This is a genomic window from Oceanobacillus salinisoli, assembly GCF_009733865.1.
Taxonomy (GTDB): domain Bacteria; phylum Bacillota; class Bacilli; order Bacillales; family Amphibacillaceae; genus Oceanobacillus; species Oceanobacillus salinisoli.
This window is the reverse complement of record NZ_WOFB01000025.1, coordinates 1-26232: the sequence shown is the minus strand read 5'-3', so window position 1 is coordinate 26232 and position 26232 is coordinate 1. Positions and strand designations below refer to the sequence as shown.

The window sequence follows — 26232 nt, the reverse complement described above, 5'->3', positions numbered from 1 at the left end:
CATACGCTCCGCTACTCAAATCTTCGCCGCCTCGAACTTCTCGGTCCTTTTCATCCTCCTTTATGAACACGCACTATAAAAATAAAAAATCCGAACTAATTCGAATTCTAACTAAAGAATTATTGAATCATAGTTCGGATTTTTTTGCTAAAACACGTTTGATTCAGTCCCTTTTAACAATAGATTAGAAAATTTGTGCATGAATTTATAAAAAAATAAATCACATTTAACTTCCAATGTGTTATACTATTTAATATAAAGGGGAATACGAGTATAGCACAAATAGGAGGATGGGAGACGAATGAAAAAAATGCGTATTGCTATTAATGGTTTTGGGAGAATTGGGCGAATGGTATTTCGCCAGGCAATTGTAGATGAAGGAGTGGAAGTTGTTGCAATTAATGCGCGCTATCCTTCAGAAACTCTTGCACATTTAATAAAATATGATAGTATTCATGGGCCATTTAATGGTGATGTGCAAGCACTTCATTGTGGTCTTAAAGTAAATGGGAAAATGGTCGAATTGGTTAATTCACGTGAACCGGATAAACTGCCTTGGGATCGACTTGATATAGATGTTGTTATTGAAGCAACTGGTAAATTCAAATCAAAAGAAAGTGCTGGATTACATATCCAAGCAGGAGCAAAAAAAGTTGTAATCACAGCACCCGGGAAACAGGTTGATAAAACAATTGTTATGGGTGTGAATGATCACACATATCAGCCAGAACTGGATGACGTGGTTTCCAATGCGTCCTGTACGACGAATTGCTTAGCACCAGTCGTTAAAGTGCTTGATGACAGTTTTTCCATAAAAAATGGATTGATGACTACGGTTCATTCATTTACCAATGACCAAAATAATCTGGATAATCCACATAAAGATTTGCGGCGTGCAAGAAGCTGTTCACAATCCATTATTCCAACAACTACAGGAGCAGCTAAGGCATTAGGAGAAGTTTTGCCGCATTTGAATGGTAAATTACATGGGATGGCATTGCGAGTGCCTACACCAAACGTTTCCTTAGTTGATCTCGTAGTGGATGTTGAGAAAACAGTAACCATCGATGAGGTTAATGACGCATTTAAAGCAGCTGCTAACCAACAATTAAACGGAATTATTCACTACAGTGAAGAACCACTTGTTTCGATTGACTATACAACCACTGAATTTTCATCCATCATTGATGGCTTATCAACGATGGTCATGGAAGGAAACAAGATAAAAGTTTTAGCCTGGTATGATAATGAATGGGGATATTCCAAACGGGTTCTTGATCTCGCAAAACTTGTTGGAAGCAATATAAAAGAACATGTCGAAATTTAATGAACAATAAATATAATTTTCATTGCCACCTGTCCTATTTAATAAGATAGGTGGTTTTTAATTGATTAATGAATAGGTTATGACAGTTCATGAAATAGTAACATTAATGGTTATAATTCTTTTTCCCAAAAGCTCTTTTCGAATTGATTATTGCTTTTGATTTGATATAAACTTCTGACTAATAAAAATTCCATTTGTGCTGCTCTCGCTTATTCTAATGGTGATGTGTGCATGTATTCGCTCCGGCAGAATACTTCGCTTTCCGTGGGCACGACCTCAGCCTCCTCGCGGAAAGGTTCGCCGGCTGCGGGGTCTTCGGAACGTGCTATTCCCACAGGAGTCTACGTATTCTGCCTCCGCTAGTACTTGTTTTCTGATTAATGAAGAGTTTCAACCTATAAAAGGGACGTTTGTTCAGCTTACCTGTTTTTCAATAAAACAATTGCACCTCGAAAAAAATATCTATTCCCGAGAAATGAACGGCTTTCTAATCCAAATAACCATTGATTAACAACAATTAGATAGTAATTGAACAGCACAAACCAGCGGAGTGTATTTTCGTAGCGATAGGATTATCTCAAATTAAACTAATTCACATTCTATATTAAAAACGAATTAAAATTATTTCCTAATGCAATTATTTTTTTTGTGGCGAAGCATAACCGAAAAAACTAATTTGTTATTTTTCTTTGCTTTTGTGCCAAGTAAACGCAGCTACAGGAATCGCCCTTTATCAAAAGAGTATGTTTTTTTGAGTTACTTATTGCAAAACAGGTAAAAACAGTATATACTTCTCATGGTACGAATATTGGGCTTTAGAAATTTTCTGCTTAAAGGGTTAGGACCTCATCCGTACTAACTTTCCCCCGTGGCAGAAAATAAATTAAAAAGAAGTTACCAATACTATGGTTGAGGGGGAATGTAGTAATGGATACAATGGGAAGACATGTTATTGCAGAACTATGGGAATGTAATGTAGATAAATTAAATGATATGGGATTAATCGAACGTGTTTTTGTTGATGCGGCTTTGAAAGCTGGAGCAGAAATTCGTGAAGTTGCATTTCATAAATTCGCTCCTTATGGGGTAAGTGGAGTTGTTATTATATCAGAATCCCACTTAACGATTCATAGTTTTCCGGAACATGGTTATGCAAGTATTGATGTGTATACCTGTGGAGACATCATTGATCCAAATGTTGCTGCTGAGTATATAGCAACGGCATTAGAAAGTAAATCATATGATCGGGTGGAATTACCACGAGGTATGGGTCCGATCAAGGCTGAAGATTTTCAAAAAGTATATTAAATAAATTTGAATGCATAAAAGGGCTGACGTCTCCTGTCAGCCCTTTACTTATGTGTTAATTTTGCCGATTCTATTTTTATTCGTATTTTGTCATACGTATAGAGGAAATTATCGAAACGTGTTACAATGTAGGTTAAATAGTAGCGTCGAGGAGCAAATAGTTATGTCGATAAGCAATATGCTGAAAAAATATTTCGGTAATCATGCGGAAACAGCTGAAAACCACTGGGACGAACGTTTAAACACACATTATTATAAAGTGATGAAAGATAAAGCTTTCCAGAAACTCGAGGATTTTTTTTCATCAAACTCGGAATTTGAAATGAACTCTATTTCCAGAGAACGTGGGGAAATGAGTGTCGTCACAAAAAAAGGGAAAAAAGCATTTATCGTTGTAACAGTTATTATGGTCAGTCCGAATCGCACAGCAGTTGACTTTTCTGTTACGACTGAATCTGCCATCCCAATTGATTTTGGTTATAGTTCAACATTAATTTATCGATTATATGAACAATTAAATGAAGAGTTACCGTTAATAGAGAAATCCAACTAATTCGGTAACTATGAATGGGGTTGAAAGAATGAGATGTCCCAACTGTCAATATAAAAATACTAAAGTTTTTGATTCACGCCCAACGGATGAAGGGCGGTCTATACGCAGGCGAAGAGAATGTGAAAAATGCGGCTATCGATTTACGACATTTGAGCGGATGGAAGAACCACCTTTAATCGTTGTAAAAAAAGATGGTACAAGACAAGAGTTCTCAAGAGAAAAATTAGTACGAGGACTAATTAAAGCATGTGAAAAAAGACCTGTTCCACTGGAGAAAATAGAATCCATTGCTTTAGAGGTGGAAAGGGATTTGCGAAATGCAGGTTCATCAGAGGTCGATAGTAAAGAAATTGGAGAAAAAGTAATGGATTTGTTGGCAGATGTAGATGAAGTAGCTTACGTAAGGTTTGCTTCCGTTTATCGGCAATTTAAAGATATCAGTGTGTTTTTAAATGAGTTAAAAGATTTGATAAATGTCGATAGAAAAAATGAGTAGAGCAATTTTGTTATTAAGGGTGAGATAATTGAGATTTCTAGGACAAGTATTACCTGTTGACGGGTACTATGTTTTATTAAAAGGCCATTTGCCAAATGATTTTACAACATCGTTGACTCATCTGTATCAGCCGTTAATTGGGATACAGGCTGTCATGCTCTATCAGACGTTATTACATGAAATTGAATTGCAGCAGGATTCACCGCAAACACATCACACATTAATGAATTACTTAAATATTCCGTTAGACGAAATTTATAAAGCTAGATTAAAACTAGAGGGAATCGGTTTATTAAAATCATTTAAAAAGGAAAGAGACCAGTCAACGATCTATACGTATGAATTACAAAGTCCGTTTTCCCCGAATAACTTTTTCAAAGATGCCATGCTCTCCCAGTTATTATATCATCAGTTAGGTGACCAAAAATTTCTCATGTTAAAAGAACGATATATGGATGAAACCAACGAAGACCGGGGCGAAAACATAACCGTATCGTTTAATGATGTATTTCAAACCTTCACTCCAACACTTGAAATCGTAACATCCAATCCCAATAATCATTCCGACCAAACGGTGGAACCCGTCGATATATCCTGGATTGAGCAAATGTTGAAACAGCGTATGATTCCTGTTAGTCAGGTTTTAACAAGCGAGAACCGCAAATTAATAGCACAAATGATGCGGTTATATGAATTGGATAATTACGAAATTGAAAAATCGGTTTTATGGGCGTTAAATGAAGAAAACCGTTTAGATGGAGAAGAGTTTAAGATCGCCTGTCATGATCTATTTAAATCGAAACATAAAAATTCAACGGTAAAATTAATGGATAAGCCAGCCTTACCAAAAGAGCAAGAGGTAAAGAAAGAACCGCAAACGAAGGAAGAAATGCTTATCCAGGAGTTAGAATCCATCTCGCCAAAACAACTGCTGGAAGATTTATCGGGTGGAAATCAAGCATCTGAACAGGATATGAAAATAATACGGGATGTCATGACTTCACAGGGACTTGCTGCACCGGTCATGAATGTACTTATCCATTATGTTTTATTGCAGTCAAATATGAAATTATCGAGAGCTTACTTAGAGAAGATAGCAAGCCACTGGTCACGAGCTAAGATTAAAACTGCAAAAGAAGCGATGGAGTTTGCTAAAAAAGAAAAAGAACGATTCCAAAAGTCCTCTGCTAAATCAAAAAGAGGGTACACTAGAAAAGAATCAAAAGAAATTGTTCCTGACTGGTTTAAAGAAAGAAAAGGGAATCAGAAGAATAACGTATCGGATCAGCAGCCAGTTATAAATTTAGAAAAAGAAAAAGCAGAATTACAAGCATTGCTAAATCAGACCAAACAGAAAAATAATGGATTTCAAGGATGATTTTAAATGGAACCTATACAGACCTCCCTATCAAAATGGATGAAAGAGAATAGGAATTTTCAGGAGAATTATACGAAAGTAAAAAAAGAAGTATTGAGTGATCCTGAGATTCAGCAATTTTTATCTCTACATCCAGAGTTAACTAAAAGAGAGATTAACAAAAGTCTCATTAAACTTTATGAATATAAATCACAGTCAAAACAGTGCCAGATGTGTACTTCTTTTGAACATTGTCAAAATATGCTTCCAGGCTATTCGCCCATTTTACATGTGGAAAAAGGGGAAATCCATCTTTCCTATGAAAAATGCCATAGTCGAATCATGTATGAAAAAGAGCAAGCACAGCAAAAACTGGTTCAAAGTGTCCATGTACCAAAGGAAATTTTAAATGCATCCATTCATCATATTGATGATGATGGAAATAGAAATAATGCGGTCATGGAGTTATTTAAATTCATTCGTGAAGCTAGTGTTGAATTGCCAAGAAAAGGAATCTATTTTTACGGTCCATTCGGCGTCGGAAAGACATATTTTTTAGGGGCAATCGCCAATGAATTAAAGAAGATGAATATATCATCGATGCTGATTTATATGCCTGAATTTGTTCGTGAGATTAAAGCATCTTTTAAAACCGATACTACGAATGAAAAAATAGAGTATTTTAAAAAGGCAGACGTCTTAATGCTGGATGATATTGGAGCGGAAATGCAGTCAGCATGGTTTCGGGATGAAATTTTAGGTTCCATCTTACAATATCGAATGATGGAACAGTTGCCTGTATTCTTCACTTCAAACTATAACTTGGAGCAGCTCGAAGGAACACTGGCAACGACAAGAGACGGTGTAGAAACTGTAAAGGCGGGAAGAATTATTGAACGAATTCGACAGGTTAGCAATGAAGTGCCAATCTTTGGAGAAAATAGAAGAAAGTAGAAGAAAACTAGCATGATATTTGATGCTAGTTTTTTTATTAGCACAGGAGAGTTTTTCTAATAAGATAAGAAAGTATAAATTTTTTGCTTCGATGTCTAGCTCCATCGCCCAGCGACTAGCGGACTTCCCTCACCTCCGTACGATAAAGAAGACTTGCCGATTGGTGAAACCAGAGGCTTAGTCGCACTTATACCCTTGCGGTGAAAGTCAACATCGACTCAAGTTTAGGAAGGCCGACTAAAAGCGGGATAGCGCTCAGGCGTCGGCATACCCCTATGAAGGGGCATGTTTCCTTTTCGCTCTTCAAGCATAAGATTCACCACTAAGTTTTTTACATTCGTAAAAATCAAGATCGTCTAATCTCCTGCGGGGACTGTTCGGTTAAACCCGCCGCATTGCGCGGCAACACCGAACCACCTGGCATGGCCAGGCGCAGTCTGTACGTCGCTAAACGGGCGTTTGCGCTTTTCTAATAAATATAGCTACTAGATTAGGTCGATTATTCATTTTTTTGAACCTTTGTCCATATAATGTATCAGTTCGATTGTGGATGAGGGTGATGGTGATTGCTGGAGGCATATTTTGAATCAGATAAGGAAGTGCTTATGTTTTGTGAGCATTTATTCCGAAATGATAAAGAAATTGAATTGCATTGGAAAATCCATGAAGAATGGGGGAATCATATACAGATTGAAAAAAAACTTTCAGATGAACATCTTATTCATGTTGTTGCAAAGTCAATGACCAATGTATTTATTGTGCACCGCTTAGGAAACTTAATCAAGCACATCATTAAGAAATACTATTACTATTCCAATAACGATGAAATTGAACGAATTCATGATTTAACCAATTGGATATTTGCAGGAAAAGATCAGGATAGTATCCAGGTTAGAAAAAATAAAGGGGTCGACCTAAATCAATTACTAATCTCTTTATTTATCAGCAACGTAAAAAACACGGAAATCATTCACTATGATTCCGTTGTTAAATTTGGTTTAAAAGCTTTTAAAGATGAGATGATTCAATATGTAGGACTTGCTATTGATGAATACAAGCGTGAAGAAGAGCATCAGGAATTCGTATACATGCTGCGTGATTACATCAGTAAAAAGGAACCTGGTATACCAATCATTCATATTGTCCAGGGAAAATCCTTTGCTTTTTATCAGGAAAGCGGAAAGCTCCTCTCAAAGCTTGAACTGCAAACGATTATGCAAAAAGAGCCCCTTTATATTTTTGGACTGGATGTAGATGAGTTGAATTTAGCACCACTTATTGCGATGGCTCCCAAAAAAATAAAGATTTATGGTGAAGATCCCGCAGAGCCTAAAACGCTAACGGTTATTAATGTTTTTCAGGAAAAAGCAGAATTTGAATCGATTCAAAAGTTTCCATTTGGTCTTGATTGGAAAAAGGAAAATAAATAGGCTTGCAATTATAAATTTATGAGGCTATAATACGTATTATAATAAATTCATACTTGTAAATAATCGGTTAAAAGTTATGATAAGGATATGATTATTTGGCAATCGTATAGAAAAGAGAGGGAAGTCAGGCGGCTGAAAACTTCCTCTATGCGACCGGGTAATTACCACCTTTGAACTCTGTTACCTGAAAATCATAGTAAGGAACAGCGTAAATCCTGCGTTAAAGGTGAAAGAAGCCGTAGAAGTTTTGCGGGAACTAGGGTGGAACCACGATTGTCCATGTGACGCTCGTCCCTTTTGCACATCATGCAGGAGGGATGGGCGTTTTTTAGTACATACAAGTTTAGAAAGGAGCAGTAAACATGGCAGCAGATATTAACATTACATTTCCGGATGGAAACGAAAAACAATTTCCAGTAGGTACTACAGGGGAAGAGATTGCAGCTTCCATTTCTCCTGGGTTAAAAAAACAAGCTATTGCTATTAAATTAGATGGAGAGCAGGTGGACTTACGACGTGAACTTCATCATGGTGGGAAAATTGAAATTTTAACGTATAAGAGCAAGGAAGCAATTGACATTATGCGTCATTCCGCAGCGCATCTTATGGCACAGGCAATTAAACGTCTGTATAAAGATGTTCAATTCGGGGTGGGTCCTGTTATTGAAGAAGGATTCTATTATGATTTGGACATGGAGTATAAAATAACTCCAGAAGATCTTCCGAAAATTGAAAAAGAGATGAAACGAATCGTTGACGAGAACCTGGAAATAAAGCGTATAGAAGTCTCACGCGAAGAAGCGATAGAACGATTCCGTGAAATAAACGATGAATTAAAAATGGAACTGATTGATGATATTCCAGAAGGAGAGCAGGTTACCATTTATGAGCAGGGAGAATATTTTGACCTTTGCCGTGGGATTCATGTTCCTTCTACAAGCAAAATTAAAGCATTTAAACTGTTGAGTATTTCTGGTGCATACTGGCGCGGGGACAGCAATAACAAGCAGCTGCAACGCATCTATGGAACAGCATTTGAAAAACCGGGTCAACTAGAAGAACATCTTCGTATTTTAGAAGAACGCAAAGAACGTGACCACCGGAAACTAGGAAAAGAATTGGGTATCTTTACGGTTTCACAAAAAGTAGGACAAGGTCTGCCACTTTGGTTACCAAAAGGTGCAACAATCAGACGTACGATTGAACGTTATATTGTGGATTTAGAAGAACGTTTAGGCTATGACCATGTATATACTCCTGTTCTAGGGAGTAAGGAATTATATGAAACAAGTGGACACTGGGAGCATTACCAGGAAGACATGTTCCCACCAATGGAGATGGATAATGAAACACTCGTCATGCGTCCGATGAACTGTCCACATCACATGATGATTTTTAAAAATAACTTATGGAGCTATCGTCAGCTACCAGTCCGAATTGCGGAACTTGGTACGATGCATCGTTATGAAATGAGTGGAGCACTAGCTGGGCTTCAGCGTGTGCGTGGTATGACATTAAACGATGCTCATATCTTTGTGCGTCCTGACCAAATAAAAGACGAGTTTATCCGTGTGGTCCATTTAGTTCAACAAGTGTACAAAGATTTTGGAATTGAAGATTATTATTTCCGTCTTTCTTACCGTGATCCAGAAGATAAAGAAAAATATATTGACGACGATGCTATGTGGGAAATGACACAAAGTAAACTAAAAGAAACAATGGAAGAAATGGAATTGGAATATGTGGAAGCAGAAGGGGAAGCAGCCTTCTATGGTCCAAAGCTTGATGTGCAAGTGAAAACGGCACTAGGAAAAGACGAAACTTTATCTACTGTCCAATTAGATGTCCTTTTACCGGAACGCTTTGATTTAACTTATATTGGGGAAGATGGAAAAGAACATCGCCCAGTGGTTATTCACCGTGGGGTTGTTTCCACAATGGAGCGCTTTGTAGCCTTTCTCATTGAGGAATACAAAGGGGCATTCCCAACTTGGCTTGCACCAGTACAAGTAAAGGTGATTCCTGTTTCACCACAGGTACACTTGAATTATGCGAAGGAAGTTGCAGAAAAACTAAGATTCCAAGGTGTACGAATTGAAGTGGATGAGCGAGATGAAAAAATCGGCTATAAAATTCGTGAGGCCCAAACCCAAAAGGTTCCATTTATGCTCGTGTTAGGTGACAAGGAAATCGAGGATAATGCTGTCAATGTTCGCCGCTATGGAGAGCAAAAATCGGAAACAATCTCCTATGACGATTTTGAAGTATTAATCAATACAGAGATTAAAGAGCGTGTACTACGTAAATAATCATTATAGCCCAAGCATTGATAATTGCTTGGGCTAATACATACTTTATGATATAATTATTTAGAAATCACATCTATGAAATTATGATTTGACATGATTTTTAATGAGTGTTATACTTTCTAGGTTGAAAAAATTAAATGATCTCAAAGACAAGTAGAAGCACCCGCTTCTCACCTGCTCGACGCTTACTTGGCAGTTGACGGGTTCCAAAATGATTTTATCGTAATTGGAGACGTGTGGGTGCATATGTGCCGACACTTTTTTCATGTATGAACAATGCTTGTCCAATAGATCAGTGAAGAAAAAAATTCCGGAGGTGGCTGACTATTAGCAAAGATATGAATGTCAATGAAAAGATTCGTGCTAGAGAAGTGCGTCTTATCGATTCAAACGGGGATCAACTTGGTGTGAAATCACGTCAAGAGGCATTGGAAATTGCTCAAACTAGAAATTTAGACTTAGTTTTAGTTGCTCCAAATGCAAAACCGCCTGTTTGTCGTATCATGGACTATGGGAAATACCGTTATGAGCAGCAAAAGAAAGAAAAAGAAGCTCGTAAAAAACAAAAAGTAATTAACGTGAAAGAAGTACGGTTTACACCAGGTATTGGCGATCACGACTTCGAAACGAAGCTTAAAAATGCAAGGAAATTCCTTGAAAAAGGAGATAAATTAAAAGCATCTGTTCGTTTCCGTGGACGTGCGATTACGCATAAAGAACTTGGTCAAGACGTATTAAACCGCTTAGCTGAGGAGCTTAAAGATGTTGCGACGATTGAATCCAGACCTAAAATGGAAGGTCGTAATATGTTTATGATGCTAGCTCCGATGAATGAAAAGAACTAATTAACTGTAACCTGACGAGGAGGAAATAAATTATGCCTAAAATGAAAACTCATAAAGGGACGCAAAAACGTTTCAAAAGAACTGGTACTGGAAAATTAAAAAGATCTCATGCATACACAAGTCACTTATTTGCAAATAAATCTCAAAAACAAAAACGTAAATTACGTAAAAGTGCTGTAGTATCTTCTGGAGATTACAAACGTATCAAAACAATGCTACCAAAATAATTAGTCAGAATGGAAATATAGATTTCGTAAATGTATTAGGAGGGAATTATTATGCCACGTGTAAAAGGTGGAACAGTAACGCGCAGACGTCGTAAACGCGTATTAAAATTAGCTAAAGGTTATTATGGTTCAAAAAGAACATTATTTAAAACTGCGAAACAGCAAGTAATTAAATCAGGTCAATATGCATACCGTGACCGCAGACAGAGAAAACGTGACTTCCGTAAATTATGGATTGCACGTATCAATGCTGCTGCTCGCTTAAATGGTCTGTCTTACAGTAAATTAATGCACGGCTTAAAAGTAGCTGGAATCGATATTAACCGTAAGATGCTTTCTGAACTTGCTGTTAACGATGAAAAGGCATTTGCTCAATTAGCTGAAAAAGCAAAAGAGGCTTTAAAATAATTGTCAACCGACCGAATCCATTTGATGGGTTCGGTCTTTTACATACTCTTGTTTCTATGTTTGTTGCTTTTCATCCTTCACAATTGATATAAACTTCGAACTAGTATAGTGTTCCGTTGATTTCCGTTACGGGCAGCCTGTGCACCTTAGGGCAACGCTTCTGCCTCCTTGCTCGCAAAAGACGCTCACTGCGGGGTCTTCAGCAGTTGCTTTCCCGCAGGAGTCGACTGCCCTCCGCTCCAATCAACCAGCTAATAGTGATTAGCTTTGCTAAGAATTTATGTAGCTATTCAATTATTAGAAGATAAAAGCATAAAACTAGCGGAGGAAATACACGGAGACTCCTGTGGGAAAAGAGGCATCGGTGAGACCCCTAAAGAAGACAGCACAAGGAGGCTCACCAGCCGCCCACGGAAAGTGTAGTGTATTTCCGGAGCAGTAGTTAACACTCCAACAAATCAAATAATTTAGTTCGCAGTTTATATAGTGAAAAATATTAATTTATACGAAAAGAAGATTTTTACATTAACTAAAAGGGAGCATTGGAAAAATGAATGCAATTATTTCCTACATATTAGGGGTTAATATCATCGGATTATTTATGATGCGTATAGATAAACAAAAAGCAATAAGACAGCAATTTCGAATACCAGAAAGAACATTTTGGATTATTGCATTGCTAGGCGGAGCAATTGGAACGTATTTAGGAATGAAAGTATTTCGCCATAAGACAAAACATCCTTCCTTTGTCATTGGTTTACCAATTGTTATTATCCTAAATCTCATCTTCTTTTACTACTTGATGTCATAAAGGCTCGTCTTATGTCATATAGATGTACAAGAAAGGAAAAAGTCTTAGGGACGAATAGGTAATGGTACTTTTCTCAGGAATTTCACATCAGGTTGTATGCATAGAAAAGGAGGAAAGTTATGGAATATATCGGGAATTATATAATGGCAGTCATCGAGATGGGTGGAATATTATCTCCACTGCTGTTTATTGTTTTTCACTTAATAAGGCCATTATTCTTTCTCCCGGTAGTATTTATCTGTGTTTCGGGCGGGATACTTTATGGACCTGTCGGTGGAACTATTTATTCCATTATCGGTATGACCTTATCCAGTATTTTGTTCTATCGTTTAGCTAATCGAATGCCGAAGAAAATGGATCGGCTGGTTTGCTTAAAGCAAAAGCTGCTCGGGAAACACGCAGAATTAAATACATCCCAGGTCGCTGTCCTCAGACTTGTACCTTTCATTCATTTTCATTTATTGTCCTTGTGTTTAATGGAAGTAGCTACTGGGATGAAAGAGTATACGAAATCATCTTTATTATCCACTATTCCTTTAGCCGTTGTATATACCTGTATTGGAGGATGGATATCGAACTTATCTCCTATTCATATTATCATTTTCTTAATAGCATTACTGCCAATGCTTTATCTTCTGAGAAGTAAAGAGGTTATTATCAAGTGGAAAGACTTTTTCCAGGTAAGTACCTAAATGCACATACAGAAAAAGCCGCTTATCCAGAGAACAGAAACCTGGATAAGCGGTCTTTTTTAATCTTCTATTTTTGTAAGGAGCAATTCATCGATGGGGTGTGTCCATTTAATCTTGGCGTGAGGATAGCGTAAGAGAATTTCATTTTCCAGAAAATATATATCATCACGTGTTAAGCCCTTTAGTTCCAATGGATCTCGTACACTAACGTGGATATCAATAACTTCAAAGGATTCTTCGGTTGCACCTAAGTATTTTTCTCCGTCAAAAAGACAACCTTTATAAACAAATTGCAGGTTTTTCTTACTGTTATTCGGTTCATCTACAAAGAAAAAATCCTTTGTTTGTTTTGCGATTCGCAGTTGTCTTTCAGGATTTTTCAAGTACTGAACCCAAGTGTAGACGAGAAGAATTAATGCAATTAATATAAGTATCCGAAATAAAATGACAATCATTACTAATCGTCTCCCTATTGGTTATTAGTTTTCATACGTATTAAGCCACATAATGGTTTCACTATAATGAAAAATTCATGGTACAATCGTAAAAAAGAGAAAAGAGGATGTAAAGAATGAATTGGGACGAATTATTTTCTATGCAGTATGATTTGGATTACTATATTCAGCAAAATCATGATTTAGCGAACAGCGATTTATTTCAGGAAAAGTATCTGGCTTTATTAGTGGAACTTGGTGAACTTGCCAATGAAACAAGGTGTTTTAAATTTTGGAGCAAGAAACCAAGAAACGATGCCAGTGTGATCCTGGAAGAATATGTGGATGGTCTTCACTTTATTTTATCATTAGGATTGGAAAAAGGATATCGTTATGACAGTAAGGAACTTGGTGAACATACCGTAAGTGAAACAAAGCAGTTTAATGAAGTGTTTAAAGCTTGTACAGAATTTTACAATGATACAAGTCAATCAAATTATGAATCGCTATTCCTTAAATATTTGCAGCTTGGAAAACTGCTGGGATATAATGAATCTGATATCCAGGATGCATATTATAAAAAGAATGAGATAAATTATGATAGACAAAATAAAGGATATTAATGTCAAAAAACGATATACTATTTGTGCATAAAGGAGGATAAAAGACCGGGAAGTTCGATGCAGTGCAAGTTTCCGTTAGCAGGCTTACATAATAGGATGTGTTTGACACAGGACGTGTCGGTACTTAATGGAAGCCCCTTTGTCTTGATTGTCATTTTCACCGGTTTTTTTGAATAACCTCTATAATTGAAAAAGGAAGAAAGGGAGGCAATACATATGGCGAATTTAGATGATACATTAACTATGCTGAAAGATTTAACTGATGCGAGAGGGATTCCTGGAAACGAGAAGGAAGTCCGGGAAGTATTCGAAAAATATATTACCCCATATGCAGATGAAGTAACCAATGATAATCTGGGCAGTTCCATTGCGAAAAAAGTAGGGGATGCAAACGGTCCAAAAATTATGATTGCTGGACATCTGGATGAAGTAGGATTTATGGTTACAAGAATTGATGACAAAGGGTATATTTATTTTCAAACTGTTGGCGGCTGGTGGAACCAGGTTATGCTGGCGCAGCGTGTCACGATTTTGGGTGCAAAGGGAGATGTGACTGGTGTAATTGGATCGAAACCACCACATGTTCTTTCCCCAGAAGCACGCAAAAAACCATATGAAATTAAAGATATGTTTATTGATATTGGTGCATCCAGTAAGAAAGAAGCGGAGGAGTTTGGTATAAAGCCTGGGCAATCGATTGTTCCTTACTTTGAGTTCACTCCATTAAAAAATGAAAAAATGCTGTTAGCAAAAGCTTGGGATAATCGCATTGGATTGGCAATTGCTATAGAAGTATTAAAACAGTTGAAAGATGCAGACCATCCGAATGTTGTCTATAGTGTTGGTGACGTTCAGGAAGAGGTTGGTTTGCGTGGTGCAAAAACAGCTGCAAACAAGATTCAGCCTGATATTGGTTTTGCTGTTGATGTTGGTATTGCAGGTGATACCCCTGGAATTAAACCGCATGAAGCGGACAGTAAACTTGGAGAGGGACCACAAATTGTTTTATATGACGCATCCATGGTTTCTCATAAAGGTTTACGTGATTTAGTGGTGGATACAGCGGATGAGAATAATATTCCATATCAATATGCATCACTTGCTGGTGGTGGAACTGATTCAGGTTCGATTCACTTAACCGCAAATGGTGTTCCATCCTTATCGATTACGATTGCAACCCGTTATATTCATTCACATGCAGGGATTTTACATCGTGACGACTTTGAAAATGCCGTGAAATTAATTGTTGAAGTAATTAAGAAGTTAGATACAGATACAGTAAAAGAAATCGTATTAGCTTAATAAAACAGCTAAAAACACTAAAATCCTTAATCTTTGGTTAAAAGAGGCTGGGACATTACTCCAATATTCTGTTCGAAGGGCGAATGATATACGATAAGGAAGATTAAAAAGAGCTATTTTTGTAAGTAGTGTTGTTTATCGCTGTTGATAGTTTAGACACGTGCAATTCCCTTAATAGTCGAACACCTCCTTTCCAATCAACTAGCTTTAGTAGTCGGAGGTTAACTATGATAGGAATAGTCTAATGAATGGAGGGAAGATAAAAGCACAAAACTAGCTAAGTGTATTTACGGAGCGGTAAAATAAACTGTAACTCTTATGTGTACTCTATAGATTTAGTAACAAAAACAACAAATCTTTTAGAAAACAGCCTTATAAAAAATCCGAACTAATTCAAATTCTAACGAAAGAATTTGGAATTAAGTTCGGATTTTATTTACCAAAAACACTTTGTACCAGATGAAATATTAAGTTAGATAGGTATTCATCACGTTACGAACATAGTTCTGTGTCTCTTTAAATGGTGGAATCCCTTGATGCTTGTCCACATTGCCAGGACCTGCATTATACGCTGCGAGAGCCAATTGAAGATTTCCATTATATCGATCAAGCATTTGGCGTAAATATTTTGTTCCACCTTCAATATTTTGCTGTGGATCTAATACATTGGTTACACCTAAACCTCTGGCTGTTGCCGGCATTAATTGCATCAGACCTTGAGCACCTGCTGAACTTTTGGCAAATGCATTATAATTAGATTCATTTTTAATCACAGAATGAATTAATTTTTGATCAATATTATATTTTTCAGCTGCTGCTTGAATCTCTTCTTTAAATGATGATGTATTATTATAACTACCATTTGGTATGGATATACTTTTTTCAAAAGCAGGATTCATCAAGGAATTTTGCTTTGTAATTGCTTGGTTTATTTTATCCTCAAGCATTTGTTTAAAGGTTAACTCAGCCATAGGGGAACCCATGGAGGATGAATTGGTATGTGATGTCATGGTGGACATTGCCTGAAGCTGAATAAATTGTTGTAAATCTCTAATTTGCACGTGATATTCCCCTTTCCATACATAATTCTATTTTATGCTGAAACCGGGAATATAGCAATATTAAAATGAAAGAATATTTTTTCCTGTTTCTGTTAATATTTCTTGATAAAATGGGTCCTCACCGATACATATAATCTGATCACATAAGTTAGTAATTTCATCCATGTCATGGGAGGTATAAATAATCATCTTCCCATTTTCCAATGCAAGTTTTTTTAAGTAATTTCCAATTTCTTTTCGGGATTTTAAATCGATCCCTGCAGTTGGCTCATCCAATAATAGCAATTCAGGATCATGAATGAGGCTAACTGCCAGATTTAATTTTCTTTTCATTCCTCCAGAGAGTGTTTTTACACGTTCATTCCAACGATCTAATTTCACATTGGAGCAGAGCTGCTTTAACTCTTCTTTTCCTTTCTTTTTCCAGGATAACTTTTCAAAAAACATCATATTTTCCTCTACGGTTAAATCCTCCCACAATGCAATATCCTGGGGGACAAAGGCGATATGTTTTCGTACTTCTCTTTTCTTTGATTTATAATCCAGTTCAAATAAAGCAATGCTCCCTTTCTCTGGACTTTGAAGCGTTGCTAAGATGGAAAGAAGTGTTGATTTTCCAGCACCATTCTCTCCTACAAGACCAATAATATTTCCCGGCTGTACGGAAAAGGATATATCCTTGAAAATTTCTTTTTTACCGTAGGACTTTGAAAGGGATTCTACACTAAGCATGGGATTCCACTCCTCTTGTTTTCCATATTGCAATTAGTACTACACATACGATTATCCAAGGATTCATCCATTCCTCGTTTAGAAAGCTATGTAGCGGATTTAAAATTTCTAGCCAAGTGAAGCGGCTGGTAAGCCCGTCATTAGGTAATACAGCACCGCTAATAATGGCAATAAACAGAGCGATGACAAATGAAACGCTATAATATACAAGAATTTGACGAAACAGCAGTCCGATTAAAAAAGCAGTGGTATTCATTGTCAATCGATGGATAAATAGGAGTACAGCCCAATTTAATGTTAGTTCCTCATTCAAGAAAACATGAAATAGATATGCTGTTGTTAAATCTATAATGAATAAAATGATCGTATAGATTAGCAGATTCTGCAAAAAGTAACTTTTTACCGAGAATCTCATAAATGCATATCTTGAGAATAAGATGGGCTTTCTCTCTTTAATAACCCAATCAAAAATAAGTAGAGTGGAAAGGGCACTTAAGACAGCCCATAGTCCCCATGTATTCCAAATGGTTACCTCATTTTCTGACCGGGATTGCTCTCCATCTGCAAAAGAAAACGTCGATCGAAGTAAATTTTCTTCCTGTTGTATTTCCTTTGCTTTTACAATAATTTCTTCAATAGACCATTGCTTACTGCTGCCTTCACTTATCTGTCTAACAATATGTGCTGTTTTAGTTCTTCCAGTATCTTCCTGTACCAGCGATATGATCATTTCTTTCACAGGGGTGTAGGCGAAAGACAAATCTGAAGTATAGCTTTTAATAAGCCAATTTCTATTTCCTTTTTGTATTTTTTCTTCATAGCCTTCCTGGATAATAAATGCACTATCTAACTCATGCGTTTCCACTTTTCTCTTTGCTTCCGCTTCAGTAACGTCCACGACTCGAATCAATGGGGTTTGCTGGATAGTATGATACAACTCGGACGCCAGCGGAGTGTTTTCTTCGAGTACAATACCAACCGGTACCTGGCTGTCCTGCTGAATGGCAGTGGTTGTATAAATGATAAGGATCGTACCAATAGTTGGGAAGGCTAACCAAAATAATAGACTCATCCACTGTTTTTTCCAATGAATCAGGCGTGTTTTTAAAATATCAATCATGGTTTTATACGCTCCTTCCCTAGTGAGACACCGGCAAGTGTGCATACTGCAGCCAAGGTTATCATTAGTAATGGCAAGTAATCGGTATATATTCGATTGTGAAGGATAATCTCTGTCAACCAATAAAAAGCTTCATATGGAAATGCATATGTAATGATATCTTGTAACCAAAATGGAAAATAGATAACTGGAATAACCGCTCCGCTTATCAATATGCTTACAAGTGCTAAAAAGGATTGACACAGCAAGCGAAGTGGATAGGAAACTGTTAAAACTTCCAATATCCCGAAAATAGATAATAGACTGATGCTATAAAATAAGCTGATTAACGTGATTTTAATCCATTCGTTCATTTCAAAATCGAAATGAGGGCTCTCGAGTATAATAACCAATAAAATAACAGAGAAAAGAAAGACGGTAATTAAGGTTACGAACATTTTTGCGATGATTTGCTGAAGCTCTGTTACTCCATAAAGGTACATTCGTTGTTTTATCTGTTTACTATTATTCGCATGCAGATAATTATAAATAGCTAGAAGCCAGGTAGTTAGGATAATAAACAACGCTCCAGTAGTAAAGTATTGAATAGGGGACGAGGTTGCCTGGTTGGTGACCTCGTTTTCGTTGACAATTTGATTGGATCCTAACGTATAAAGGACAAATTCCTGAAATTGTTCCAATATCAAATCATTTCTTTGCGTATCTGACATTTCAAGTTCTTTTGCATATTCATTAATGGTTGAGATGTTTGCTTGTGATGCACGAATATGACGAACTACACTTCCGATAATTTCGTGGATAAGCAAACTTTCCATTGGTTTTCTAGGATTTCCAATTACTGGCAGTTCTACAGAATTTCCGTTATATAAGTCATTAGTAAATTGCTTCGGGAAAATGAGATAGGCACTTATTTCATTATTGGAAGTTGCCGTTTGTGCTTCCTCTTCTTCCATCATATCTGCTTCCACATAGTTACCCAATTGTGTGGAATCTTCAATCAACTGAGTTACCATTTGGGTTTCCGTGGATTGATCAAGGTCAACGATGCCAATTCGAATCGGATTATTCTCATTAGGGAGAAAGAAAGAGGCAACTATAAGGATGACTAGTACGACAGCAATAATTGGAAAAAAGAAAAGAAGAGGAAGTGAGAACCACTTCCTCTTTAATTGCAGCCCATTATTCTTTATAAACAGTAAAATATGTTTGATTGAATTCATGCAGGCACTTCCGTTTCAAAGAGGATAAATTATGATTAAAACCCTGTTCCACCAGCCATAATACCAAATAACCATTGTTGGAAACTAGGCGTTAACTCCATCTCGAAATAATTCATCAATTCTGTTGAATCCATGCTACCTAAATCTTTCACAAGCTCTTCGGCAGGCATTTCCACCGTGTCAATAATTTTTCCGTCAACAACAAGCTGCAGGCTCAGCAGGTTTCCTAAATCTGACGTTTCAACGGAGAAGCGGTGTTCTGCATTCATTTGATCATGATTAAAGGTGGAGGAACCATCCCAAACAAGATTACCTTCTGTCATGCTGTCACTATACGAGAATACGCGATTAAAATCTCTTGTTCCATCTTGTAATGATTCTGTTCCGTCATAGGAAAGGTTATATTCCCCGAATGTTAGATTAATAGAATCTGTAACCTGATCTTCCTCCCAGCTTAAATTCCCTGTTAACGTCATCGAACCAGAGCTATATGTATCAGCAAAATCCAAATTATAATTAAATTGCTGAGCAGCATCTTCTAATAACTGTGTTCCTTTCATTCCAAAGGATACCAAATCATCTTCATGTGATCCAAGTTCTATAAAAAGATCCCGCTGCACGATTAGGTCCCTGTAAACCCAAATCGTTGAAGTTAACCCTTCTGGAATTTGAAAATCCTGTATTCCTTCTTTTGCTTCTGCTAAAGCATCTTCAAATTCTAGCATCATTTGATCTAAATCAGCATCCAATGCAGGTCCACCAATTTGCCCAGCAGCAAATTGGTCATGAAGTATTTCTTTTAGTCTATCGTCGTTTTCCATCTTTTCGAAAACAGTTGAAAGCAAGTCTTTTACCTGCTGTTCTGTTAGTTGGAAATCAATTTTTTCAGTATCCAGTGTTTGTCCCTGTATATCAATGGTTTCATTTGAAGTTTCAAATGCTTCATCAGGAAGTTCATGATAGATGAATTCCACATATTCTGTTTGAAGGTATTCTGAGTCTTCTTCACTCATTATATTAGTACCTTCAAATAGTGTATCCAGCTCAAGCGATTCCTCCCCAGTGAAGGTTATCGGATCAATTTCATTTAACAGTGGTCCAAAGTCTTCATCCATGATCTGTAAGTACTCTTCAATAAAGGGTAAACCAACCATAATTTTTTCATCTGTAATATATGCACTTAATCCTTCTAATTCCAGTCCAGCAAAGTTAAGTGCAAGTTCACTTGCAATTTGTTTGTTTTCCATATCGGTTTGTGCAGTAAGACTTATACTGGAGTTGTTAATAATTTGCGCCGGATCAACAGTTGCAAATCCTTCTGTCTCCGTAGGTCCATTATATTCTGCTGATAGTTCCAAAGCCTGCTCAGCAGGGTTTTCATAGGACTCATCATTCCATTCCATTTCAGCTCCGTACCGCTCACTAAACTGTTCCCCGAGATAATCGATTGTATTTTTCTCGGCTAAAAAGTAAGATTGCTTTGGAGTGGTATTAGTGAGCATAAATGCAGCCACACTTCCTCCTACAATTAGAACAGCAGCAATAGCAATAGCTATAACTCCCTTTTTCTTATTTGATTCTCCCACAGTATTTCCCCTTTCAAATTATCTCTTTTATAAATGTATTTATGAAAACATAAATACATAAATACATACGGTTCTATCTCACTTTTTATAACACTTAACGTTATACTAGTCAATTGCTTTTTTTATTTTCTTATGTAAAAATAACAATACCAAAAAGACTTGGAGTACATACCCAAGCCTTTTCAAATTTACTTATTTTACATTTAACTACCAGCCTACTTGACACTTCTGTTTAAATAGTTTGTTTTCTAAAAGTTACTCCATACATAAGCTTCGAACTAACTTTATATATTATCAATCTAAAATACCGCCCGGAAATACACTACACTTTCCTTTCCAATGGTGGGGGGTGAGACTGCCCGGAGCGGAATTTAATGACGGGGACTATAAGCACAGCAAAATCTTAATATAGAACAGGTTATTTATTAGCTGCCAGTTTGTTTTACTGCTTGTTCCAGGGCTTGAATCATTTCTTGCTTATCCTGTTCGTTGGATTGATTCCAAATTAGTTCAAATAAAACCCCTAAACCTGGAAGCATTTTTTCTTCACCTGCTTGGATGGCATCAACAATGGTTGCTTCTAATTCGCTCTGGTCATTGTTTGTAATATTATGCAAGATAGCTTTACGAATATTTAAATCCATGTTAACAACACTCCTTTCCTTCCTAATATAAATAACTAATCATAGTTTGACCGATACTAGTAAAAATATGTATGATGGATGAAGAAAAAATAAGAGGGATGAACAAGATGATAACTTCTGTCAAAAATGAAAAAGTAAAATCATGGAAAAAACTACATAAACGAAAAGAACGTGTAAACACGGGAACCTTTTTTATTGAAGGTTTTCATTTAATAGAGGAAGCACGGAAAAGTGATTGGAAAATTATAGAAGTAATTGCTCAACAAGGAATTGACTTACCTGTCTGGTGTGAGGGGATGGACGTTACGATAGTGAGTGACAATGTGTTCAATCATATCTCACAAACGCAAACACCCCAAGGGGTGGCAGCGATTGTGGAAATGAAGCAGACCAATGCTTTAGAAGGAAATCATATGTTGCTAATTGATTCAATCCAAGATCCCGGGAATTTAGGCACAATCATCCGTACTGCAGATGCAGCGGGGTTTGGTGGCATTATCCTGGGGGATGGTACTGTCGATGTATATAATGATAAAGTCATTCGTGCCACTCAGGGCTCGATTTTTCATATCGCCTTATTACAAAGAAATCTGGAAGATGCGATTTCCGAATTAAAGGCGGATGGTTTTTCTGTTTGGGCTACAGCACTGGAGTATGCCGTAAAATATAATGAAGTACCTTTGGAAGAAAAAGTGGCACTTATTTTAGGGAATGAAGGAGCGGGCGTACAGCAGGATATAATCGCTCAATCTGATAAAATTGTTAACATTCCTATTTATGGACAGGCCGAATCATTAAACGTAAGTATAGCGGCTGGAATTTTAATGTATTATGTGAAAGGATAGTTGCATCATGCCAATTATTTAATTATAATGTAATATTATATGAAAAGTATGAATGAAATATACGAACGCGTTGAAAGAGCCAGATAACATGGATAAACGGTTTTAGGGAGGAAATGCCCTGGACTGAAAGCATTTCTAATCGTTGAAATGTTATCGTTTCACTCTGGAGCAGACACTTGGACCTTATCAGTATAAGTAAAGGTGTTCCGGAAACTATTCCGTTATCAAGTATGAGTTGGGCACAAGTACGATATGTGCCAACAAGGGTGGTACCGCGAATTCAAAGTCCTCGTCCCTTATTGGGATGGGGCTTTTTTATTTTCATTCATAAATGATAAAAAGGAGGCAGTTTGCTGATGAAAGAGCAGTTAGAAGCGATTCAAACCGAGGCCTTGGAAAAAGTAGCACAGGCTGAAGCCCCGAAAGAGCTTCAAGATATTCGTGTTACATATTTAGGGAAAAAAGGTTCATTGACTAAGGTTTTAAAAGGAATGGGGAAACTCTCCAAAGAAGAACGTCCTGTCATCGGACAAATAGCTAATACCGTACGTGATGCGATAACGACGGCTATCGAGGAAAAAACTGAAAAACTGGAACAAATTGCGATGGAAAAGCAACTAGAGGCGGAAGCAATTGATGTCACTCTTCCTGGAAGACCAGTTAATGTAGGTGGCCCTCACTTACTGACTAATATCGTAGAAGAAATTGAGGATTTATTTATTGGGATGGGCTATGAGGTGAAAGAAGGTCCAGAAGTTGAAACGGACTATTTCAATTTTGAGGCATTAAACTTGCCTAAAAATCACCCAGCACGAGATATGCAGGATACGTTCTATATTACAAATGAATTATTAATGCGAACCCATACTTCACCAGTACAGGCGCGTACCATGCTGGATTACAAAGGGGAACAGCCAGTGAAAATGATCTGTCCTGGTAAAGTCTATCGTCGTGATACAGATGATGCGACACATTCACATCAATTTACACAGATTGAAGGTCTTTATGTTGATAAAAATGTCCGTATGAGTGATTTGAAAGGGACATTGGATAGATTTGCTAAAAAAATGTTTGGGGAAGAACGTGAAATTCGTTTGCGTCCAAGCTTCTTCCCATTCACAGAACCGTCAGTTGAAATGGATATTTCCTGTAAAGTCTGCCATGGAGAAGGTTGTCATGTGTGTAAAGGTACAGGCTGGATTGAAATTTTAGGTGGTGGAATGGTTCACCCGAAAGTGCTCTCGATGGCAGGATATGACCCAGAAATTTATTCCGGCTTTGCATTTGGAATGGGACCTGAACGAATTGCGATGTTAAAATATGGTGTCAGTGACATTCGCGGTTTCTACACAAACGATATACGATTCTTAAAACAATATCATAAGGCTTAAAGGAGGGGACAGTATGTTAGTATCCTATAACTGGTTAAAAAATTATGTGGATCTTGGAGATATCACTCCAGAAGAACTTGCAGAAAAAATTACGAAGTCCGGAATTGAAGTAGAAGGTGTGGAATATTTTGCAGAGAAAAGTACAAATGTAGTCGTTGGTTATGTTGTATCCTGTGAACAGCACCCAAATGCAGATAAATTGAATCTTTGCCAAGTTGATGTTGGAGACGAAACATTGCAAATTATTTGCGGTGCACCGAACGTAGCGAAAGGACAAAAAGTTGCTGTAGCTAAGCCTGGTGCCAAGCTTCCTGGGGGCATAAAAATTAAGAAAGTAAAATTACGTGGTGTCGAATCAAATGGAATGATTTGTTCCCTGCAGGAGTTGGGGGTAGATGAAAAATATATTGCGCAAGATATAGCAGAAGGTATTTTCGTTTTTCCGGAAGATGCACCGGTAGGAGAAAGTATCGTCCCACTCCTTAACCTTGATGATGCAATTTTGGAACTGGATATTTTAGCGAACAGAGCAGATGCCATGAGCATGCTGGGTGTTGCCTATGAGGTTGCAGCGATTATTAATAAGGAAGTGAAATTCCCGGAGGAAACTTATACGGCGTCCGAAGAGAAAGCCGAAGATTATATATCAGTTGAAGTGGAAGCAGCTGATCTCAATCCATATTATGGTGCATTCGTTATTAAAGATGTAGAAATTAAGCCGTCTCCTTTATGGATGAGAAATTATTTAATGGCAGCTGGTGTCCGGCCAATTAACAATGTAGTGGATATTACCAACTATGTATTAATGGAGTATGGTCAACCGCTTCATGCATTTGATTATGAACGATTTAATTCGGAGAAAATTTTGGTTCGCCGTGCGAATGCCGGAGAAAAATTGGTAACATTAGATGAACAGGAGAGAACGTTAGCGGAAGATCAGCTTGTTATCACAAATGGGAAGGAAGCTACAGCACTTGCAGGTGTAATGGGTGGCGCAAATACAGATGTAACCGATGAAACGACCAATGTTTTATTAGAGGTAGCGTATTTTGCCGGAGGTTCCATCCGAAAAACGGTAAAAGCAACCGGTCTCCGAAGTGAATCAAGCTCTAGATTTGAGAAAGGGATTGACCCAAATCGTGTGAAAAAAGCGGGAATGCGAGCAAGTCATCTCTTGCAAAAATATGCAAATGGCAAGGTGTTGTCAGGTGTTGTTGAATTTGACGAACTGGATAAATCTGAAAAAACAGTGGTGGTTCCCACAGATGCAATTAATGAGCGTTTAGGTACTGAAATAGCAGCAGAAGAAATTGCTGAAATCTTAAATCGACTTCAGTTTCCATTTACACAAGGCAAGGATATCTTTACCGTACAAGTCCCTACACGTCGTGGAGATATTACTATCTTTGAAGATATGTTGGAAGAAATTGCAAGAATCTACGGATACGATAAATTACCATATACGTTACCAGAAGGTTCTAACCAAGCTGGAGGATTATCCGAGAAGCAATTACTGAAGCGGAAAGTAAAGCAATACATGCAAAGTGCAGGGTTATCAGAAACACTCACATATTCCTTAACCAATGAAGTAAACATTAAGCAATTAATCAGTCCGGAAATAGAAGAACAAAATCCTGCACCGGTAAAACTCGCAATGCCAATGAGTGAAGATCATAAATACTTAAGATTAAGCATTCTACCGGAAATGTTAGGCTCTCTAGCTTATAATATAGCGAGAAACCAAGTGAATCTAGCCTATTATGAAATGGGTTCAGTATTTGTTTCAGATGAAAAAGAACTCACAAAACAGCCAACAGAATTGCTAAGATTAGCAGGTGCCCTTACTGGTAAATGGGTCGAACAACCTTGGCAGCAGGAGAAAAAAGAGGTTGATTTCTATGTTGTAAAAGGAATTGTAGAAGGATTATTTGATTTTCTAGAAATTCCGGTCCATTTTCAACAGGCTAAAATGGACCATATGCATCCAGGTAGAACCGCTGTCATTCAAATAAATCATCAAACTGCCGGATTCATCGGACAATTACATCCCGGCTTGCAGAAAAAGCTAGATTTAAAAGACACGTATGTATTTGATTTGAATCTAGAAAAAATATATGAAGTATTTGAGAATGATCCATCTTATCAGGAAATTCCTAAATATCCTTCCGTTGCAAGGGATATTGCGTTTATTTTAGATAAAGATGTGTTAGCTGGAGATGTGAAACAGCTGATTGAAGAAGTAGGGGCGCCACTAGTAAAACAAGTCAACATCTTTGATGTGTATGAAGGAGATAACGTACCAGAAGGCAAAAAGTCGATAGCGTACAGTCTATTGTACCAGGATCCGAATAAGACATTAAAAGATGATGAAGTAGAAGCATCCTATGGAAAGATTGTAGAAGCAGTAAATAAGAAGTTTGATGCTTACATTCGTTCTTAAGAAGGATACGTTAAAATAAAAATACAAATAATGAAAACCAAAAGCGTCTAAGGAGTATTCCTTAGACGCTTTTTACACTGCATAGCGTACAATGTCAAATACTTTTTTCAAGTTTTT

25 protein-coding genes and 1 other annotated feature are annotated in these 26232 nt (G+C 37.2%); of the genes, 18 read left to right on the top strand and 7 right to left on the bottom strand.

The genetic code is table 11. The features are described 5' to 3' along the window. The first annotated feature begins 301 nt into the window (after positions 1 to 301). From GMJ66_RS16560 to GMJ66_RS16500, 13 genes are all read left to right on the top strand, one after another. The gene (locus GMJ66_RS16560; protein ID WP_156291430.1) at positions 302 to 1327 is read left to right on the top strand and encodes a glyceraldehyde-3-phosphate dehydrogenase; all 1026 of its coding nucleotides are present in this window, start codon (positions 302 to 304) and stop codon (positions 1325 to 1327) included. 927 nt (positions 1328 to 2254) lie between these two features. After that, positions 2255 to 2635 carry an adenosylmethionine decarboxylase gene (gene speD / locus GMJ66_RS16555; RefSeq protein ID WP_156291429.1) on the top strand — a complete coding sequence of 127 codons (381 nt, stop codon included), beginning with the start codon at positions 2255 to 2257 and terminating at the stop codon, positions 2633 to 2635. Positions 2636 to 2798: 163 nt separating this feature from the next. Continuing rightward, a complete protein-coding gene (locus GMJ66_RS16550) occupies positions 2799 to 3188 on the top strand; it encodes a cytosolic protein (RefSeq protein WP_156291428.1) in 390 nt (129 codons plus the stop codon). Positions 3189 to 3216: 28 nt separating this feature from the next. Continuing rightward, a complete protein-coding gene (nrdR, locus tag GMJ66_RS16545) occupies positions 3217 to 3684 on the top strand; it encodes a transcriptional regulator NrdR (RefSeq protein ID WP_156291427.1) in 468 nt (155 codons plus the stop codon). Positions 3685 to 3712: 28 nt separating this feature from the next. After that, positions 3713 to 5062, top strand: a complete 1350-nt coding sequence (locus GMJ66_RS16540; protein WP_156291426.1) for a replication initiation and membrane attachment family protein — start codon at positions 3713 to 3715, stop codon at positions 5060 to 5062. A gap of 6 nt (positions 5063 to 5068) precedes the next feature. Next, a complete protein-coding gene (gene dnaI / locus GMJ66_RS16535) occupies positions 5069 to 5995 on the top strand; it encodes a primosomal protein DnaI (RefSeq protein WP_156291425.1) in 927 nt (308 codons plus the stop codon). Between the two features lie 566 nt (positions 5996 to 6561). Then, a complete protein-coding gene (gene ytxC, locus GMJ66_RS16530; protein WP_156291424.1) occupies positions 6562 to 7425 on the top strand; it encodes a sporulation protein YtxC in 864 nt (287 codons plus the stop codon). 362 nt (positions 7426 to 7787) lie between these two features. Next, on the top strand, positions 7788 to 9734 hold the full coding sequence (thrS, locus tag GMJ66_RS16525; protein ID WP_156291423.1) for a threonine--tRNA ligase: 1947 nt from the start codon (positions 7788 to 7790) through the stop codon (positions 9732 to 9734). A gap of 145 nt (positions 9735 to 9879) precedes the next feature. After that, positions 9880 to 10004: a sequence feature (ribosomal protein L20 leader region), on the top strand. A gap of 68 nt (positions 10005 to 10072) precedes the next feature. Beyond that, a complete protein-coding gene (gene infC, locus GMJ66_RS16520) occupies positions 10073 to 10579 on the top strand; it encodes a translation initiation factor IF-3 (RefSeq protein WP_156291422.1) in 507 nt (168 codons plus the stop codon). A gap of 32 nt (positions 10580 to 10611) precedes the next feature. Next, complete coding sequence (gene rpmI / locus GMJ66_RS16515) at positions 10612 to 10806, top strand: 50S ribosomal protein L35 (protein ID WP_156291421.1); 195 nt, start codon at positions 10612 to 10614, stop codon at positions 10804 to 10806. Positions 10807 to 10857: 51 nt separating this feature from the next. Next, entirely contained in the window at positions 10858 to 11214 is a 357-nt protein-coding gene (gene rplT / locus GMJ66_RS16510) for a 50S ribosomal protein L20 (RefSeq protein WP_156291420.1), read from the top strand. 550 nt (positions 11215 to 11764) lie between these two features. Then, positions 11765 to 12025, top strand: a complete 261-nt coding sequence (locus tag GMJ66_RS16505) for a DUF1294 domain-containing protein (protein ID WP_197046751.1) — start codon at positions 11765 to 11767, stop codon at positions 12023 to 12025. A gap of 119 nt (positions 12026 to 12144) precedes the next feature. Then, positions 12145 to 12717, top strand: a complete 573-nt coding sequence (locus GMJ66_RS16500; protein ID WP_156291418.1) for a TVP38/TMEM64 family protein — start codon at positions 12145 to 12147, stop codon at positions 12715 to 12717. 59 nt (positions 12718 to 12776) lie between these two features. On the opposite strand, the gene GMJ66_RS16495 is transcribed toward GMJ66_RS16500, so the two are convergent. Continuing rightward, complete coding sequence (locus tag GMJ66_RS16495; protein WP_156291417.1) at positions 12777 to 13172, bottom strand: sigma-w pathway protein ysdB; 396 nt, start codon at positions 13170 to 13172, stop codon at positions 12777 to 12779. A 116-nt stretch (positions 13173 to 13288) separates the two neighbouring features. Between GMJ66_RS16495 and GMJ66_RS16490 the strand changes: the two genes are divergently transcribed. Both GMJ66_RS16490 and GMJ66_RS16485 read left to right on the top strand, forming a co-directional pair. Then, positions 13289 to 13774 carry a dUTP diphosphatase gene (locus tag GMJ66_RS16490; RefSeq protein ID WP_156291416.1) on the top strand — a complete coding sequence of 162 codons (486 nt, stop codon included), beginning with the start codon at positions 13289 to 13291 and terminating at the stop codon, positions 13772 to 13774. 216 nt (positions 13775 to 13990) lie between these two features. Beyond that, the gene (locus GMJ66_RS16485; protein WP_156291415.1) at positions 13991 to 15076 is read left to right on the top strand and encodes a M42 family metallopeptidase; all 1086 of its coding nucleotides are present in this window, start codon (positions 13991 to 13993) and stop codon (positions 15074 to 15076) included. A 467-nt stretch (positions 15077 to 15543) separates the two neighbouring features. Here GMJ66_RS16485 and GMJ66_RS16480 read toward each other — a convergent pair whose 3' ends face one another. The 6 genes from GMJ66_RS16480 to sspI form a co-directional block, all read right to left on the bottom strand. Then, positions 15544 to 16137, bottom strand: a complete 594-nt coding sequence (locus tag GMJ66_RS16480; protein ID WP_231514967.1) for a lytic transglycosylase domain-containing protein — start codon at positions 16135 to 16137, stop codon at positions 15544 to 15546. Positions 16138 to 16197: 60 nt separating this feature from the next. Next, positions 16198 to 16869 (bottom strand): ABC transporter ATP-binding protein, encoded by a 672-nt coding sequence (locus tag GMJ66_RS16475; protein ID WP_156291414.1) that lies wholly within the window; start codon positions 16867 to 16869, stop codon positions 16198 to 16200. Next, positions 16862 to 17989 (bottom strand): ABC transporter permease, encoded by a 1128-nt coding sequence (locus GMJ66_RS16470; RefSeq protein WP_197046750.1) that lies wholly within the window; start codon positions 17987 to 17989, stop codon positions 16862 to 16864. Before GMJ66_RS16470 ends, GMJ66_RS16475 begins: the two co-directional genes overlap by 8 nt. After that, the gene (locus tag GMJ66_RS16465) at positions 17986 to 19209 is read right to left on the bottom strand and encodes an ABC transporter permease (RefSeq protein ID WP_156291412.1); all 1224 of its coding nucleotides are present in this window, start codon (positions 19207 to 19209) and stop codon (positions 17986 to 17988) included. The genes GMJ66_RS16470 and GMJ66_RS16465 overlap by 4 nt, the downstream gene beginning before the upstream one ends. A 35-nt stretch (positions 19210 to 19244) precedes the next feature. Beyond that, complete coding sequence (locus tag GMJ66_RS16460; protein ID WP_156291411.1) at positions 19245 to 20795, bottom strand: DUF6583 family protein; 1551 nt, start codon at positions 20793 to 20795, stop codon at positions 19245 to 19247. Between the two features lie 425 nt (positions 20796 to 21220). Further along, positions 21221 to 21439: a small acid-soluble spore protein SspI gene (gene sspI / locus GMJ66_RS16455; protein WP_156291410.1), complete on the bottom strand. Its 219-nt coding sequence runs from the start codon at positions 21437 to 21439 to the stop codon at positions 21221 to 21223. A 107-nt stretch (positions 21440 to 21546) separates the two neighbouring features. Between sspI and GMJ66_RS16450 the strand changes: the two genes are divergently transcribed. From GMJ66_RS16450 to pheT, 3 genes are all read left to right on the top strand, one after another. Next, positions 21547 to 22284 carry a TrmH family RNA methyltransferase gene (locus tag GMJ66_RS16450; protein ID WP_156291409.1) on the top strand — a complete coding sequence of 246 codons (738 nt, stop codon included), beginning with the start codon at positions 21547 to 21549 and terminating at the stop codon, positions 22282 to 22284. Between the two features lie 356 nt (positions 22285 to 22640). Then, positions 22641 to 23675: a phenylalanine--tRNA ligase subunit alpha gene (gene pheS / locus GMJ66_RS16445; protein WP_156291408.1), complete on the top strand. Its 1035-nt coding sequence runs from the start codon at positions 22641 to 22643 to the stop codon at positions 23673 to 23675. A gap of 13 nt (positions 23676 to 23688) precedes the next feature. Further along, a complete protein-coding gene (pheT, locus tag GMJ66_RS16440) occupies positions 23689 to 26115 on the top strand; it encodes a phenylalanine--tRNA ligase subunit beta (protein ID WP_156291407.1) in 2427 nt (808 codons plus the stop codon). The last annotated feature ends 117 nt before the right edge of the window (positions 26116 to 26232 follow it).